The sequence below is a fragment of the Vreelandella sp. ssv genome (assembly GCF_059448525.1).
Window position 1 is genome coordinate 3,579,289 of the sequence record NZ_CM182545.1, and the last position, 14,453, is coordinate 3,593,741.

The following is a 14,453-nucleotide window of genomic DNA, read 5'->3' on the forward strand; positions in this document are numbered from 1 at the left end:
CGTCCTGAGCGTGTTCTTATAAGAGCGAGCGTGCTGAAAAAAGCCGACTTAGGCGGGCAATGCCAGCCCCAACAGGCGTTCGGGGGTGGCCGACTCGCGCGGCACCACGTCTACTAGTTCCCCGTCGCGCATCACCGCGATCCGGTCGCAAATAGAGCTAACTTCCGCGAGGTCACTGGAAATCACCACGACGCTTTTGCCCTGTTCGGCCAGGTCGTAGAGCAGCGAGTAAATATCTCGCCGCGCCCCCACGTCGATGCCTCGGGTCGGCTCGTCCATTACGAACAGATCAATCTCTTCAGCCAGCCAACGGGCCAGAATCACCTTCTGCTGATTACCGCCCGAGAGCTTACCAATGGGCGTTCGCGGGCTCGGCGTTTTAACGCTGAGTTGCTGAATATAAGACTCGGCATTACGCCGCTCACGGCCAGGGTGGCGGAACATTCCCCAGCGTTTAAAAAAACGTCGACAGCTGATATTGAGGTTGTCGGCGACGCTGGCCACCGGAAAAATACCCTGGGACTTACGATCCTCCGGGCACATGGCAATCCCTGCACGAATGGCATCTTGAGGGCTTTTAAACCGCCGCACCTCGCCATTGAATTGCACGCTACCCGCTTTGGGAGACTCGACCCCGCAGACCAGCCGCAGCAACTCGCTGCGTCCGGCGCCGACTAGACCAAACAACCCAAATACTTCACCGCGCTTAACAGAGAAACTTACCGGTGCCTTAAGGCCACGCCCCTGAATGCCCTCAACGTTCAATATCACGTCGCCATGCTCGCGAGGGCGATAGCCGTAAACATCGTTGATATCCCGGCCCACCATCTCACTCACTAGGAGGTCGTGATTCAGAGCCGACATATCCTCGTGGGTGCGAATATGCTGACCATCGCGGAAGATTGTCACCGCATCGCACATATCAAACACCTCTTCCATACGGTGCGTCACGTAGAGCACCACCCGCCCCTCGTCGCGCAGCCGTTTGACGATGCGCTTTAGCTGGCGAGTCTCTTGAATGGAAAGGCTGCTGGTAGGTTCATCAAAGGCGATAATCTTGGCGTCGCGCAGCAGTGCCCGACCAATCTCAATCATTTGCTGTTGGCCGATCGAGAGATCGCGCACCTTGGTCGAGGGGTGGATATTTCCCTCACCAAGGTCGGCCAGAATTGCCAGCGCTTTTTCGCGCAACTGGCGACGATTAACAAAGCCCCGCCGCGTAGGCAGTTGGCCCAGCAGCAGGTTCTCGGCCACCGACATATTGGGCGAGAGCGTCAACTCCTGGTAGATAATGGCGATCCCTTCCCGCAGTGCTTCCCGAGCGTTACTGAACACGTGGCGTTGGCCGTTGATCCACAGCGCGCCCTCCGCCACGCGATTAACACCACTTAGCACCTTGAGTAGGGTGGATTTACCCGCGCCGTTCTCGCCCATCAGCGCATGTACTTGACCGGCTTGAGCGCTAAAACTCACCCCATCCAGCGCACGCACCCCAGGGAAGACGACGCTAATCGCGTCGAAACGTAGATAAGCATCAGACATGCTTCAAGCCTCCCGCGGTCACTTTCCGTTGCAGACGCCGTTTTTTATAGGCCCAATTCGTCGCGCACTTCCTGCCAGTTCTCACGCGTCATCAACACGCCTGAGGTTTCGGTATTGGCTGGCGGTTGTTTGTCTTCGCTAATCCAGCGGTAGAGATCTTCAGCGGTCTGACTGCCGTGCATGGTAGAGCTGACAGCCACGGTACCGTGAAAGCCCGTGGGGTTATCACGTGAGAATTCCGCAAAGGCAGCACCGGAGCCGTTGATACCTACGCCGATCACATCTTCTGGTGCCAAGCCGTATTGCTCGGTAGCCCGGACGCCACCCAACACACTTTCCTCGTTAAGGGCATAGATCACCCAATGCTCATAATCGCCACGCTGAGAGAGCACCGGGGATGCGGCCGAAAAGGCGCTGGCAGTATCACTGTTCTGCTGGGGTGCATCGAAGATGTTGCCTTCAGGGAAGCCAGCGTCAAGGAGCGCAGCGGTGGCACCATCAGTACGCTCAACGGCGGTGGGTAGTTCGTTATTGGTGATGCGTAGCGCGGCCACCTCTTCAGGATTCCAGCCGCGTGCTTCTATTTCGGCGGCAATCGCATCGCCTACCTGCTGACCAATCTTATAACCGGACATGCCCAGGTGCGGTACGCCTTCCATCGGTTCACCGCTCGAGTTAACGAACTGATCATCTACGGTGACTACTTTCATATCGTACTGGTTAGCACGGTTCATGATGGCGGGCCCCAGACGCACGTCCGGCGGACAGATCACAAAACCTTCAGCACCCTGGGCATAGAGGTTATCAATGGCGGTGAGCACTTCCTGGCCATCTTCGCCGCTTAGGCGCACCACGTCGAAACCAAGCTCTTCGCCGACCGCCGTCGCGGCCTGTTGTTCGTTAATAAACCATGCCTGCTCTGGTTTTTTAACGATAAAGCCAATCTTCACCTCGTCTTCTTGGGCCTGCACTGACCCCAGCGAGGCCAGCATCACCGCGCTACCAAGTGCTAACCGGGTAAATGTCTTAGTCAATCTCATTGTTATACTCCTGTGATCTTTAGCGTTGTTTTTATTGATTTTTCAATCTTTTATCGCCAACCCATTGGGGTGGTTATTCATCAAAATTCTGGTGTGCCGAAAAGCGGTAGACCGTACGCGAGCGGTACGTATCTCCCGGCTCTAGGATCGTACTGGGAAATGCTGCCTGATTGGGGGAATCGGGATAGTGCTGAGTTTCCAGCGCAAAGCCGGAGCGGTGCCCGTAAGGCTGACCCTGTTTACCGGTCAGGTCGCTGTTAAGAAAGTTGCCGGAATAGAACTGAATCGCGGGTTCGGTGGTGGTGATTTCCACCAGGCGTCCGCTTTGGGGCTCCCATACTTTGGCAGCCAAGACCAGCTCATCTGATGCTGCGTTATCACGGGCCAGCACAAAGTTGTGGTCATAACCGCCGCCAAAAGAGAGCTGCTCATTGTCCTGCTCAATCCGTTCGCCGATAGGCGTCGGCTGGGTAAAGTCGAACGGCGTCCCCTCTACCGAGCGGATCTCTCCGGTGGGAATCAGGGTGTCATTGACCGGGGTAAATTCAGACGCATTGATCATCAAGCGATGATCGAGAATGGTGTCGCTCCCCTCGCCCTTGAGATTGAAGTAGCTGTGCTGGGTGAGGTTGATGGGTGTGGCCTTATCGGTCACGGCTTGGTAATCGACCATAAGCTCGTCGTTATCGGTCAACGTATAGGTCACCTCGGTCTCTAACCTACCGGGGTAACCCTCTTCGCCATCCTCGCTGGTATAGCGCAGCACCAGTCCCTTACCGGTATCGTTCTCAAACGGTTCGGCTTGCCACAGCACTTTGTCGAAGCCCTGATCGCCGCCATGCAGATGGTTGCTGCCATCATTCGTTGCTAACGAATAGGTTTCGCCATTGAGCGAGAACTGGCCACCCGCGATACGATTGCCATAACGGCCAATGATGGCACCGAAGTACGGGTTAGCGTTGCGATATGCCTCGGAGAGGTAGCTATCCAGAGAGTCGAATCCCAGAACGATATCGTCGAACTTACCCGCCAGGTTGGGCGTTTTCAGCGACACGATGATGCCGCCATAGTTGATTACCCGCAGCTCAATACCGTTGGTGTTGGTAAGTTGATAGACATTAACTGGGCGGCCATCCGGGAGGTGACCAAACACCGTCGTTTGAATGCCGCTGTCGTCAACGCTAGCCGCTTCGGTTTCTGAATTACTCTGGGCTTGAGCTGTGTGAAACATCAACATCGCAGCAATGGCACTAAGTAGCGGCGAACTACTTTTCAATCGCTGGCTGTACATGAGAGGCATGATCTTCCTCCTTGTTAATCACTCTTTGTTGTTGTTAGTACGGCATTGCCACCGTCAATACAGTCTCTACAGTAGATAACTCCGGCATAACCAACCAATATACAAACACCTCATCATCGATATACTTCTAAGTATCAATAACAATTCAGGGCTTATGCCATGGGCGTTCTCGGCGAGAACTGGTTTTTAGACGTGAGACTAAAGTTGCGCCATTTCCAGCTATTTTTAGCGCTGGAAGAGCAGCGCAATCTGCACCGCGCGGCGGCTCAGCTTAATATGAGCCAACCCGCCGCTTCCAAGCTATTGAGTGATCTGGAAGCCCACCTGGGGATTCGACTGTTTGACCGCCACCCCCGCGGGCTAGCGCCCAACTGGTACGGCGAAATTATGATTCGCCACGCCCACAGCATGCTCTCAGCGCTACGCCACACCGGTGAGGAGCTGAACGCTCTCAGCGCGGGCAGTGCTGGCACGGTAGCCGTCGGCACGGTAATGGCCCCGGCGGTTACGCTGCTCACTAGCGCCATCGAGCGGGTGCACCGCGACCGGCCTGGGTTAAAAATCAGCGTTGATGTGGATGTCAGCAAGGTGCTGGTACCGCGCCTACTGGAGGGCGAGCTGGATTTCGTGATTACCCGAATCCCGGCAGGCGTCGATACCGAGCGCTTCATATTTGAGGAAATTGGCGAGGAGGAGCTCTGCTTTGTGTGTCGCCAAGGGCACCCATTAGCTGCTAAACAAACGCTAAGTCTGACTGATATGGCGAGCTATCCATGGTCGCTACAACCCGCTGGCGCTCTGATGCGTCAACGGGTGGATAGCCTGTTTCTGCATCATCAGGTTGCACCGCCCCGCCAGATTGTCGATACCGCAGACGTGCTGCTTTCGCTAGCGCTGGTCGACAAATCTAACACCATCACAGTGACTACCCGGGAAGCCGCCGACCTGCTCTGTCCGCCGCAGCGCTTTCACCTGCTGCCCTTCAGCGAAACGCTGAGCGTTCAGCCCTATGGGCTGGTGAGCTTGCGCCACCAACGCCTCTCTCCCGGTGCTGCCGCCCTAATGAGCACCCTGCGTGAGATTATTGCCCAGGGTGCTTAGCGAACGTCGCCCCTTCAGTACGCCGTATTAATGCGAGTGCCGCGGCACATCAGAGCCCCGGCAACCCACCAGAAAGTCGAAGTCACAGCCTTCATCCGCTTGGAGCACATGCTCAATATACAACTGGCGGTAACCGCCCTGACTGGCGATTAACGTTGAGGCGGCGGTAGGGTCGCTGTCTGCCAGGCGAGACGCCAATTCTTCATCGCTGATCTCCAGATGCAGTCGGCCGCTGGCGCAATCGAGCTCAATCCAGTCGCCGTTGCGTACCGCGGCCAGCGGGCCACCGGCGGCGGCTTCGGGGGCGACGTGCAGTACTACGGTGCCATACGCCGTGCCACTCATGCGCGCATCGGAAATACGCACCATGTCGGTGATGCCCTGGGCGAGGATCTTGGGCGGCAGGCCCATGTTCCCTACCTCGGCCATGCCGTGATAACCGCGGGGGCCGCAGTGTTTCATGACCAGGATGTCGTTGGCTTCCACGTCCAGGTCCGGGTCGTTGATGCGTGCTTTGTAGTCGTCGAAGTCTTCAAAGACCACCGCGCGACCGCGGTGCTGCATCAGTTCGGCGGTCGCCGCCGAGGGCTTGAGCACGGCGCCATTGGGGGCCAGGTTGCCGCGCACCACGCAGATGCCGCCGTCCGCGGTGAGCGGGTTGTCCAGCGGGCGAATCACGTCGTCGTTGTACAGCGGGGCGTCCTGAACGTTCTCCCAAAGCGTTTTGCCGTTGACGGTGAGCGCGTCCTTGAAGGGCAGCCGGTCAGCCTCGCCCAGGCGCCGAAGCACCGCCGGCAGACCGCCCGCATAGTAGAACTCTTCCATCAAAAAGCGCCCCGAGGGCTGCAGATCGACCACCGTGGGGGTGCCGCGCCCGACGCGGCTCCAGTCGTCCAGGGTCAAATCGACGCCGATACGCCCGGCAATCGCCTTGAGGTGAATCACCGCGTTGGTGGAGCCGCCAATCGCGGCGTTGGTGCGGATGGCGTTGTCGAAGGCTTCCTTGGTGAGGATCTTGGACAGCCGCAGGTCTTCGTTGACCATCTCGACAATACGGTTACCCGATAAATGGGCCAGCACGTAGCGGCGGGAGTCCACCGCGGGAATCGCCGCGTTGTGGGGCAGCGAGGTACCCAGGGATTCGGCCATGCAGGCCATGGTGGAGGCGGTACCCATGGTGTTGCAGGTGCCCGCGGAGCGGGACATGCCCGCCTCGGCGGCCATAAAGTCGTGCAGTGAAATCTCACCCGCCTTGACCTGCTCGGAGAGCTTCCACACCACGGTGCCGGAACCAATGTCCTTGCCCTTGTGCTTACCGTTGAGCATCGGTCCACCGGTGACCACGATGGTGGGGATATCGCAGCTCGCCGCGCCCATCAGCAGCGCCGGGGTGGTTTTATCGCAGCCGACCAACAGCACCACTGCATCGATGGGATTACCGCGAATCGCTTCCTCCACATCCATGCTGGCCAAATTGCGGGTAAACATCGCCGTGGGGCGCAGGTTGGATTCGCCGTTGGAGAACACTGGGAATTCCACCGGGTAACCGCCCGCCTCCAGCACGCCCTGCTTCACGTGTTCCGCCAACTTACGAAAGTGGGCATTGCAGGGCGTCAGCTCCGACCAGGTATTGCAGATACCGATAATCGGCTTGCCCTGGAACTCATGGTCGGGGATCCCCTGGTTTTTCATCCAACTGCGGTACATAAACCCGTTCTTATCAGCCGTACCAAACCATTCAGCACTGCGCAGCGGACGTTGACGTTGGCCCATGGGGTTAACTCCTTGTTTTAGTTCGGTGACGGCTGACGACCTGAGGGTTGGCGTCGAGAGTAAGTGTCGAATGCGCAAGACACTAAACTACCTCGCCAATTTAGTCGACCATACAAAAGTATATGTTGAACAATTGCGCTTAATGTTCAACATTACCCTCCCAGATGGGTCATTGGCCCGTTGCATCACACCCTTAACCACCACGCTCTCCACAACAAAAAACTTGAGGAATAGTGCCATGCTCAAATCGAAATACAGCTCGCTACTCACTGGTTCCGTACTACTGCTAGGCCTCTCTGCGGCCCAGGCAGCCGAGTACGAATGGAAATTTCAGGCGTCAGAAACCTCGGGCGAACCCAGCTTTAAGATCAAGCAGGAATGGGCTGAGAAAATCACGGCAATGACCGATGGTCGTGTCGAGATAGAGGTAATGCCGATTAATTCAGTGGTGGGTCCCACCGAAACGCTGACCGCCGTTAGTGCCGGCATCCTGCAAGGCCACATGACGGATCCCAGCTACTTCTCCGGCCAGGACCCCGCTTTCGGCATGCTCGGCAACCTTGTCGGTGCCTGGCAGAACCCTTACGACTTCCTGGAGTACATGAAATACGGCGGTGGTGAAGAGCTTTACAACGAACTGGTCGAACCCTATGGCGCTCATTTGATCAGCGCAGCGACCTTTCCGTTGGAGTCGGTACCCTCCACGGTGCCCATCGAATCCATCGCTGACTTCGAAGGGCTAAAAATCCGCGCCCCTCAAGGCATGGTGTACAACATCTTTGAGCGCATTGGCGCCACGCCCGTCAACCTGCCGGGTTCTGAGGTGTATACCGGCCTGGAAAAAGGTGTGATCGACGCCGCGGACTCCACGGTGCTCTCGAATAACGACGCCATGGGTCTGCACGCTTTCGCCCCCTACCCGCTCTATCCTGGCTTTCACTCCATGCCCATGATCGCTGTGTCGATCAACAAAGACATCTGGGATGGCTTGCCCGAGGAGCTACAGACGACCCTAAATACCGCCTTTGATGGCATGGCATACGACCTGATCGCCCGCCTCAAGGAGCAGGATATTGAGACCCTGCAACGGCTTCAGGATGACCCAGATGTTCACCCCTTCAACTTGCCTGAAGAAGAGCGTCAGAAATTCCGCATCGCGGCTGAGCAGGAGTGGCAAGAGTGGGCGGGTGAAAATGAAATGACCCAGAAGGTTTATGATTCCGCGACCGCCTTTTTGCGCTCACGCAATCTGCTTTAACGCTCTGCTCTCAATGCTGCTTCATTAACCTAACCAACGCATCGCTCGGGAAGTATCCCGAGCGATGCGCGTAGAGTCGCGCCATGTCTCAAAAAACACCTGACAATCAATACCGTTCCCCACCCACCCATGATCTTCCCGAGATCCTCGAAACCGTGGAGGAGATCGCACCTGAACGTAATGCGTTAGACCGCCTGGTGGCACGGGGCGGCCGGGCTGTTTCCTGGTTGGTGCTGGTAGCGATGGGCATCAGCGTCGTCGAGGTATTCATGCGTTACGGGTTCAACAACCCCACCTCCTGGGTTCACGAAACCGTGGTGTTTCTGATCGCTGTTATCTTTGTACTGGGTGGTCCCGCGGCCATGGCGCGCAATAGCCATATTCGCGTCAAGGTGCTGTACGACAGCGCAGGACCCCGCTTGAAATGCTGGATGGATCGTTTCAACGATCTGCTCACCCTGATTTTTTGCCTGACAATGAGTTACGCCGCTTTTCATATGTTTTGGGGAGCGTCGCATAATCCGTTTGGCGAATGGTCGCTGGAGCGCTCCGGCACCTCCTGGAATCCGCCTTTTCCGGCCATGGTCAAGGGCATGATTCTGTTTGCCCTGACGTTGATGGCACTGCAGGCCACACTGCATCTTTGGCAATCGATTAAGGCGAAACCCCGCTCCGAGGAGGCGCGCTGATGGATATTTCAACCGCTACGATCCTCATGGTAGGAGCGATTTTCGCGCTGCTGGTCACCGGTCTGCCGCTGGCGTTTATCACCGGTTTAGTGGCCATGGCCTTCACCTTCGGCTGGTTCGGCGAGGCGGCACTGCCGCTGGTCACCAGCCGGGTCTATGGGTTTATCACCGAGTATTCGCTGGTGGCGGTGCCCATGTTCGTATTGATGGCATCACTGCTGGATCGCTCCGGCATCGCTAAAGACCTGTTCAACGCCATGCGCGTGTTCGCCGGTCGCCTACCCGGCGGCGTGGCGGTACAGACCATCGTCGTGGCGTTCTTCCTGGCCGCTCTTTCCGGCATTATCGGCGGTGAGATCGTGCTCCTGGGGATTCTGGCGCTGCCGCAAATGCTGCGCCTGGGCTATGACAAGCATCTTTCCATCGGCGTGGTGTGTGCCGGGGGCGCCCTGGGTACCATGATGCCCCCTTCCATCGTGCTGATTATCTATGGGCTGATCGCCAGCGTATCGATTGCCGACCTGTTCGCCGCTGCCGTTACACCGGCAATCATCCTGATGGGCTCCTATATCGCCTATGTGTTGGTGCGCTGCCTGAAAAACCCCGCGCTGGGCCCGCCGCTGGATAAAGACACTCAGGACAATCCTTTCGACAGTAAGCTGGACGCGGTCAAAGCCATCCTGCTGCCAGGGCTGATTGCCTTTCTGGTGCTGGGCACTATTTACGGCGGGATTGCCTCGGTCACCGAAGCAGCCGCCATGGGTGTCTTCGGTGTTCTACTCGCCACCATTGTGCGCGGCGAATTCACCCCCGGCATGCTGCACCACAGCCTGGGGCAGACCATGAACACCTGCGGCATGATCATCTGGATCGGCATCGGTGCCGCCGCCCTGGTGGGCGTCTATAACTTGATGGGCGGCAATCGCTTTGTGTCGAGCCTGATTCTCGGGCTCGACGTCGCGCCGATTGTGATCATACTGGTGATGATGGCGATCATGCTGGTGCTCGGGCTGTTCCTCGACTGGATCGGGATCGCCATGTTGGCCTTGCCCATCTTTCTGCCCATCGTTATTCAGCTCGGTTTCGATCCGATCTGGTTCGGCATTCTCTTCGCCGTGAATATGCAGGTATCGTTCCTGTCGCCGCCCTTCGGGCCCGCCGCCTTCTACCTTAAAAGCGTGGCACCGCCAGATATCAGCCTGAAGGATATCTACCTGTCCGTACTACCCTTTATGGCTATTCAGCTGTGCATACTCGCGGCGCTATTGATGTGGCCGCAACTGGCCATTTGGCCACTATGATGACTGACGCACTATTGACTGACACTATGCATGAGGAGACCAGCATGCGACTGATTCAGTGTGACCATCAGGGCCAGGTTCGCACCGCCCTGGTTGAGAGTGAGGAGCAGGTTAGACTGCTCGACTGCGATACCTACACCCTGGCCAACCGGGCCATTAGCGCCGGCAAGACACTTAGCGAGATGGTGACGGAAGCGCTGACCGACACGCGCCTGGATTATCAAGCGCTGGTCGATGCCAAGCGACTACTGCCCCCGCTGACGCATACCGACCCGGCCCACTGCCTGGTCACCGGCACCGGCCTAACCCACCTGGGCAGTGCCGATACCCGCTCGGCGATGCACGCTAAGGCCCAGGCGGCGGAAGAAGATATGACCGACTCCATGCGCATGTTCAAGCTGGGCGTGGAAGGCGGCAAACCCGACGCAGGCCAGCCAGGTGCCCAGCCGGAGTGGTTCTACAAGGGCGATGGCCAGTGCGTGGTGTCGCCAGAAGCCGATATCCCCTCCCCCGCCTTTGCCGAGGATGCAGGCGAGGAGCCGGAACTGGCAGGTCTTTATGTGATTGGCAGCGATGGCCAGCCCTGGCGAGTCGGCTACGCTCTAGGTAATGAGTTTTCTGACCACGTGACCGAGCGCTTTAACTACCTGTGGCTGGCCCACTCCAAGCTGCGTGCCTGCAGCTTTGGGCCCGAGCTGCTGATCGGCGAACTGCCAGAAAATCTCGAAGGCACCAGCCGAATCCAGCGTAGTGGCGAAACACTGTGGGAAAAACCCTTTTTGACCGGCGAGGCTAATATGGCTCACAGTCTGGCCAATCTGGAGTATCACCACTTTAAATACCCGGGCTTCCGCCGCCCCGGCGATGTGCATGTGCACTTTTTCGGTACCGCGACACTAAGCTTCGCCGACGGCATTAAAGTCCGCGAAGGCGATCGTTTTGAGATCAAAATCAATGAATTTGGCCGGGCACTGCGCAACCCGCTACGGGTGGAAACAGACGCTCAGGCCATCAGCGTAAAATCGCTTTAACACCCGCATTTTTACACCAGCAGGAGGTTGTATGACTCTGGAAGGCAAACTACTTATTGGCCAGCAGGCCATCACCGGCCAACAGGCTGACATTCACGCAGTGAATCCCGCCACCGGCGAGACCCTCGCGCCCGCCTACCCCGGCGGCAGCAAGGCGGAAGTCGAACAAGCGTGTGAACTTGCCGAAGCGGCGTACGCCACTTACCGCGAAACCTCGCTTGAAGACCGGGCCGTGTTCCTCGAAACCATTGCCAGCGAGATCGAGGCTATCGGCGAAGAGCTAACCGAGCGTGGCGTCGCCGAAACCGGCCTCCCCGAAGCTCGCTTGCAGGGCGAGCGTGGTCGCACCTGCGGTCAGCTACGTTTGTTTGCCAATGTGGTCCGGGCTGGCGAGTGGCTCGATGTGCGCATTGATCCCGCTCTGCCTGATCGTGAGCCGCTGCCGCGTGCCGACCTGCGCCAGCGCCATATTGCGCTGGGCCCGGTGGCGGTGTTTGGCGCCAGCAACTTCCCACTCGCCTTTAGTGTGGCCGGTGGCGATACTGCCTCCGCACTGGCGGCTGGCTGCCCGGTAGTGGTCAAGGGCCACTCTGCCCATCCCGGCACGTCTGAACTGGTGGGTCGTGCCATTCAACGCGCCGTTGCCAAGTGCAACCTGCCTGAAGGCGTTTTCTCCCTGCTGTTTGGCTCAGGCCGCGACATCGGCCAGGCACTGGTCGCTGATCCGCGCATCCAGGCGGTGGGCTTCACCGGTTCGCGCAATGGTGGCACGGCACTCATGGCCACTGCCCAGGCGCGGCCACAGCCAATCCCCGTCTACGCCGAGATGAGCTCGATAAATCCAGTCTTTCTGCTGCCGGAAGCCCTCAAGGCACGCGGCAAAGCCATCGCCGAAGGCTTTGTCGGCTCTCTCAACATGGGCGCCGGCCAGTTCTGCACCAACCCAGGGTTGGTCATTGCGATTCAGGGCCCGGAACTGGACGCCTTCGTTGAAGTGGCCGGTGAAGCGGTCAAGGGCAGCTCTGCGCAAACCATGTTGACGCCGGGCATTCACGACGCTTACCAGCAGGGTGTTGATCGGCTCGCCAACCACGCCAAGGTCACCGAGGTCGCACGTGGTCAAGCGGGTGAAACAGCGAACCCTTGCCAAGCGGGACTGTTCGTTACCCAGGCCGAGGCATTCCTCAACGACCCCGCCCTTCAAGAAGAGGTGTTTGGTTCAACTTCGTTGGTGATCGCCTGTACGGACGCTCAGGAAGTGGCACAGGTAGCTGCTCAGTTGGAAGGCCAGCTCACCATTACGCTACAGATGGATGACGGGGACTTGGCGACCGCCAAGCAACTGCTGCCGACGCTGGAGCGCAAGGCGGGGCGGATTCTGGCCAACGGCTGGCCGACGGGCGTAGAAGTGTGCCACGCCATGGTGCATGGCGGCCCCTACCCAGCAACCTCGGATTCACGCACGACCTCGGTGGGCAGCGCAGCCATTTTCCGCTTCCTGCGCCCAGTGTGCTACCAGGCGCTACCGGAAGGGTTACTGCCCGAAGCGATCCGTGATGGTAACCCTTGTGGAGTATCACGCCTGGTCGATGGCAAGCGTGAATAACGAGCGTTACTCGATAAAGGCGTCGGTGGTTTCACGATGACCATATAGAAACGCATCGGCGACTTGGCGCAGCGGGGCAACATCCACCTCGCTGCGTTTTTTTGTGATCAGCTCGCCAAAACGTGCGTAGATACCTTGATACTCGCGCTCTTCGGCGTCGATGATAAGGTCGTCATCAATCACTAAACGACAGCCTCCCTGGGTAAGGCTCAAGCGGCTGCCATCGCTGTCGATATGCATATCCCAGGTGGGCGGGCCGCTCTGGCGGAAGTCGAAATCTGCCTCAATCGCTGCGCCTTCTGGATCAGTGAAAGAGAGTTCTGCCGCAATCGGGGTTTGCGCATTGCTAGGCACCAGCAGCCGCGCCTGCTGCAAGAAAAAGGGTTGAGGCAAAATGGCGGTGGCAATCGATAGCGCATTAATGCCTGGATCAAAAACCCCCATGCCACCTGGCTGCCAGATCCACGCCTGACCTGGATGCCATACCCGCACGTCTTCCTTCCATTCGATCTCGACTCGCTGGACCTGCCGTTCGGCTAGCCATTGCTGGGCCTGAGCCACCCCAGGGGCAAACCGCGAGTGCCAAGCGGCAAACAGGCTAACGCCCTGCTTGGAGGCTGTGGCAATCAAATCCTCTACTTCGCTTAGCGTCGCTCCCGGCGGCTTTTCCAGCAGCACGTGCTTGCCGCGCCAAAGTGCCGCCCGCGCCTGAGAGTAGCGCAGGTGGGTGGGTGTACAGATCGCTACGGCGTCAATATCGGGATGCGCATCAAGCATCGCCTCTAGATCCTGATAGGCGGGTGTATCCGGCAGTGACGCATAAGGATCCGCCGTGGCGATAAGTTGGCAGTTCGGGGTGGCGGCTATCGCCGGTAGGTGCTGGTCGCGGACAATTTTACCCACGCCCACCATGCCCAGGGTGAAGTCAGACATGCGCTTGCCTTTTTTAATGGAAGAAACGTTTTAACGAAAGAAACGAATCAAGAATGGCTTAACTGAAAGTGGCTAACAGGGGGCAGGGTCAATGGGAGTTATGAGGTAATTCGACACTGCGGCCCAGTGAGCTGGCGCTGTGCTCTAAACCCAACGCAGCGGCGGTGCCCGCCAACACAGCCTGGGCGGCCAAGAATGCCTCCCGGGGGCGACGCAGCCGGATACTCTCCATCAATTGACGGTGGCGTTCCAGGCTCTCGTCAGGATCCACTGCATTCTCGTTGGACATGGACACCAGCATAAAGATAGACGGGCGCAGAATATGTGATAGCTGCGCCCAGACAATATTGTGGGTTGCCTTAAAGATCGCCTCGTGGAAGGCAACATCGCACTCGCTATGCAGCCGCCGCTCCTCTTCGCAGGTGGCATTGCGCAGATTCTGACCTAAGCCTTCAAAAGCCTCTTCGATGGCCACCAGATCGCGCGCCTTGGCACGCTTGGCGGCGGTCATCGCCACATAGGGTTCAACATCCAAACGAAAGGCCAGGATTTCGCGCTGAATCTCCGGGTTGGGGGCCGCGTAGCGGGTCAACCAGTCGGTCACTTGGGCATCGAGAATATGCCACTCCGAGTACTCGCGCACTTTAGAGCCATGGCCGGAAATGCGCTCGATGATGCCTGCCTCGACCAGTTGGCGCAGGTCGCTGCGCACCGCCGAACGGTTGATGGCAAAGCGTTCGCACAGATCCATTTCACGGGGCACCAGATCACCGGGGTGATAGCGTCCACCAAAGATCTCCTCGGCGAGGTGTTCGGCAATACTGGGGCGAGCTACTGGCTTACTAGGAGATGACGTCACTGCGATCAGACCTTATTTCA

12 protein-coding genes are annotated in these 14,453 nt (G+C 58.2%); 6 read left to right on the forward strand and 6 right to left on the reverse strand.

What is annotated here, in order from left to right; all coding sequences use genetic code 11:
- Window positions 1–48: 48 nt before the first annotated feature.
- The 3 genes from araG to AC5TBW_RS16320 form a co-directional block, all read right to left on the reverse strand.
- The gene (araG, locus tag AC5TBW_RS16310) at window positions 49–1,542 is read right to left on the reverse strand and encodes an L-arabinose ABC transporter ATP-binding protein AraG (RefSeq protein ID WP_495509562.1); all 1,494 of its coding nucleotides are present in this window, start codon (window positions 1,540–1,542) and stop codon (window positions 49–51) included.
- Window positions 1,543–1,586: 44 nt separating this feature from the next.
- Window positions 1,587–2,582 (reverse strand): arabinose ABC transporter substrate-binding protein, encoded by a 996-nt coding sequence (locus tag AC5TBW_RS16315; protein ID WP_495509563.1) that lies wholly within the window; start codon window positions 2,580–2,582, stop codon window positions 1,587–1,589.
- A 73-nt stretch (window positions 2,583–2,655) separates the two neighbouring features.
- Window positions 2,656–3,882 carry an aldose epimerase family protein gene (locus AC5TBW_RS16320; protein WP_495509564.1) on the reverse strand — a complete coding sequence of 409 codons (1,227 nt, stop codon included), beginning with the start codon at window positions 3,880–3,882 and terminating at the stop codon, window positions 2,656–2,658.
- A 159-nt stretch (window positions 3,883–4,041) separates the two neighbouring features.
- On the opposite strand from AC5TBW_RS16320, the gene AC5TBW_RS16325 reads away from it, so the two are divergent.
- Entirely contained in the window at window positions 4,042–4,983 is a 942-nt protein-coding gene (locus AC5TBW_RS16325; RefSeq protein ID WP_495509565.1) for a LysR substrate-binding domain-containing protein, read from the forward strand.
- Between the two features lie 27 nt (window positions 4,984–5,010).
- Here AC5TBW_RS16325 and AC5TBW_RS16330 read toward each other — a convergent pair whose 3' ends face one another.
- Window positions 5,011–6,756, reverse strand: a complete 1,746-nt coding sequence (locus tag AC5TBW_RS16330; RefSeq protein WP_495509566.1) for an IlvD/Edd family dehydratase — start codon at window positions 6,754–6,756, stop codon at window positions 5,011–5,013.
- A gap of 238 nt (window positions 6,757–6,994) precedes the next feature.
- Here AC5TBW_RS16330 and AC5TBW_RS16335 point away from each other — a divergent pair, with 238 nt between their 5' ends.
- The 5 genes from AC5TBW_RS16335 to AC5TBW_RS16355 all read left to right on the forward strand — a co-directional run bounded on the left by AC5TBW_RS16335 (window position 6,995) and on the right by AC5TBW_RS16355 (window position 12,641).
- Window positions 6,995–8,014 carry a TRAP transporter substrate-binding protein gene (locus AC5TBW_RS16335; RefSeq protein WP_495509567.1) on the forward strand — a complete coding sequence of 340 codons (1,020 nt, stop codon included), beginning with the start codon at window positions 6,995–6,997 and terminating at the stop codon, window positions 8,012–8,014.
- Between the two features lie 83 nt (window positions 8,015–8,097).
- Window positions 8,098–8,703, forward strand: a complete 606-nt coding sequence (locus AC5TBW_RS16340) for a TRAP transporter small permease subunit (RefSeq protein ID WP_495509568.1) — start codon at window positions 8,098–8,100, stop codon at window positions 8,701–8,703.
- Complete coding sequence (locus AC5TBW_RS16345) at window positions 8,703–10,004, forward strand: TRAP transporter large permease (protein WP_495509569.1); 1,302 nt, start codon at window positions 8,703–8,705, stop codon at window positions 10,002–10,004. Before AC5TBW_RS16340 ends, AC5TBW_RS16345 begins: the two co-directional genes overlap by 1 nt.
- Window positions 10,005–10,048: 44 nt before the next feature.
- Window positions 10,049–11,035 carry an AraD1 family protein gene (gene araD1, locus AC5TBW_RS16350; RefSeq protein ID WP_495509570.1) on the forward strand — a complete coding sequence of 329 codons (987 nt, stop codon included), beginning with the start codon at window positions 10,049–10,051 and terminating at the stop codon, window positions 11,033–11,035.
- A 31-nt stretch (window positions 11,036–11,066) separates the two neighbouring features.
- Window positions 11,067–12,641 carry an aldehyde dehydrogenase (NADP(+)) gene (locus AC5TBW_RS16355; RefSeq protein WP_495509571.1) on the forward strand — a complete coding sequence of 525 codons (1,575 nt, stop codon included), beginning with the start codon at window positions 11,067–11,069 and terminating at the stop codon, window positions 12,639–12,641.
- A 6-nt stretch (window positions 12,642–12,647) separates the two neighbouring features.
- Here AC5TBW_RS16355 and AC5TBW_RS16360 read toward each other — a convergent pair whose 3' ends face one another.
- Entirely contained in the window at window positions 12,648–13,574 is a 927-nt protein-coding gene (locus tag AC5TBW_RS16360; protein WP_495509572.1) for a Gfo/Idh/MocA family protein, read from the reverse strand.
- 88 nt (window positions 13,575–13,662) lie between these two features.
- Window positions 13,663–14,433 (reverse strand): FadR/GntR family transcriptional regulator, encoded by a 771-nt coding sequence (locus AC5TBW_RS16365; protein ID WP_495509573.1) that lies wholly within the window; start codon window positions 14,431–14,433, stop codon window positions 13,663–13,665.
- Between the last annotated feature and the right edge of the window lie 20 nt (window positions 14,434–14,453).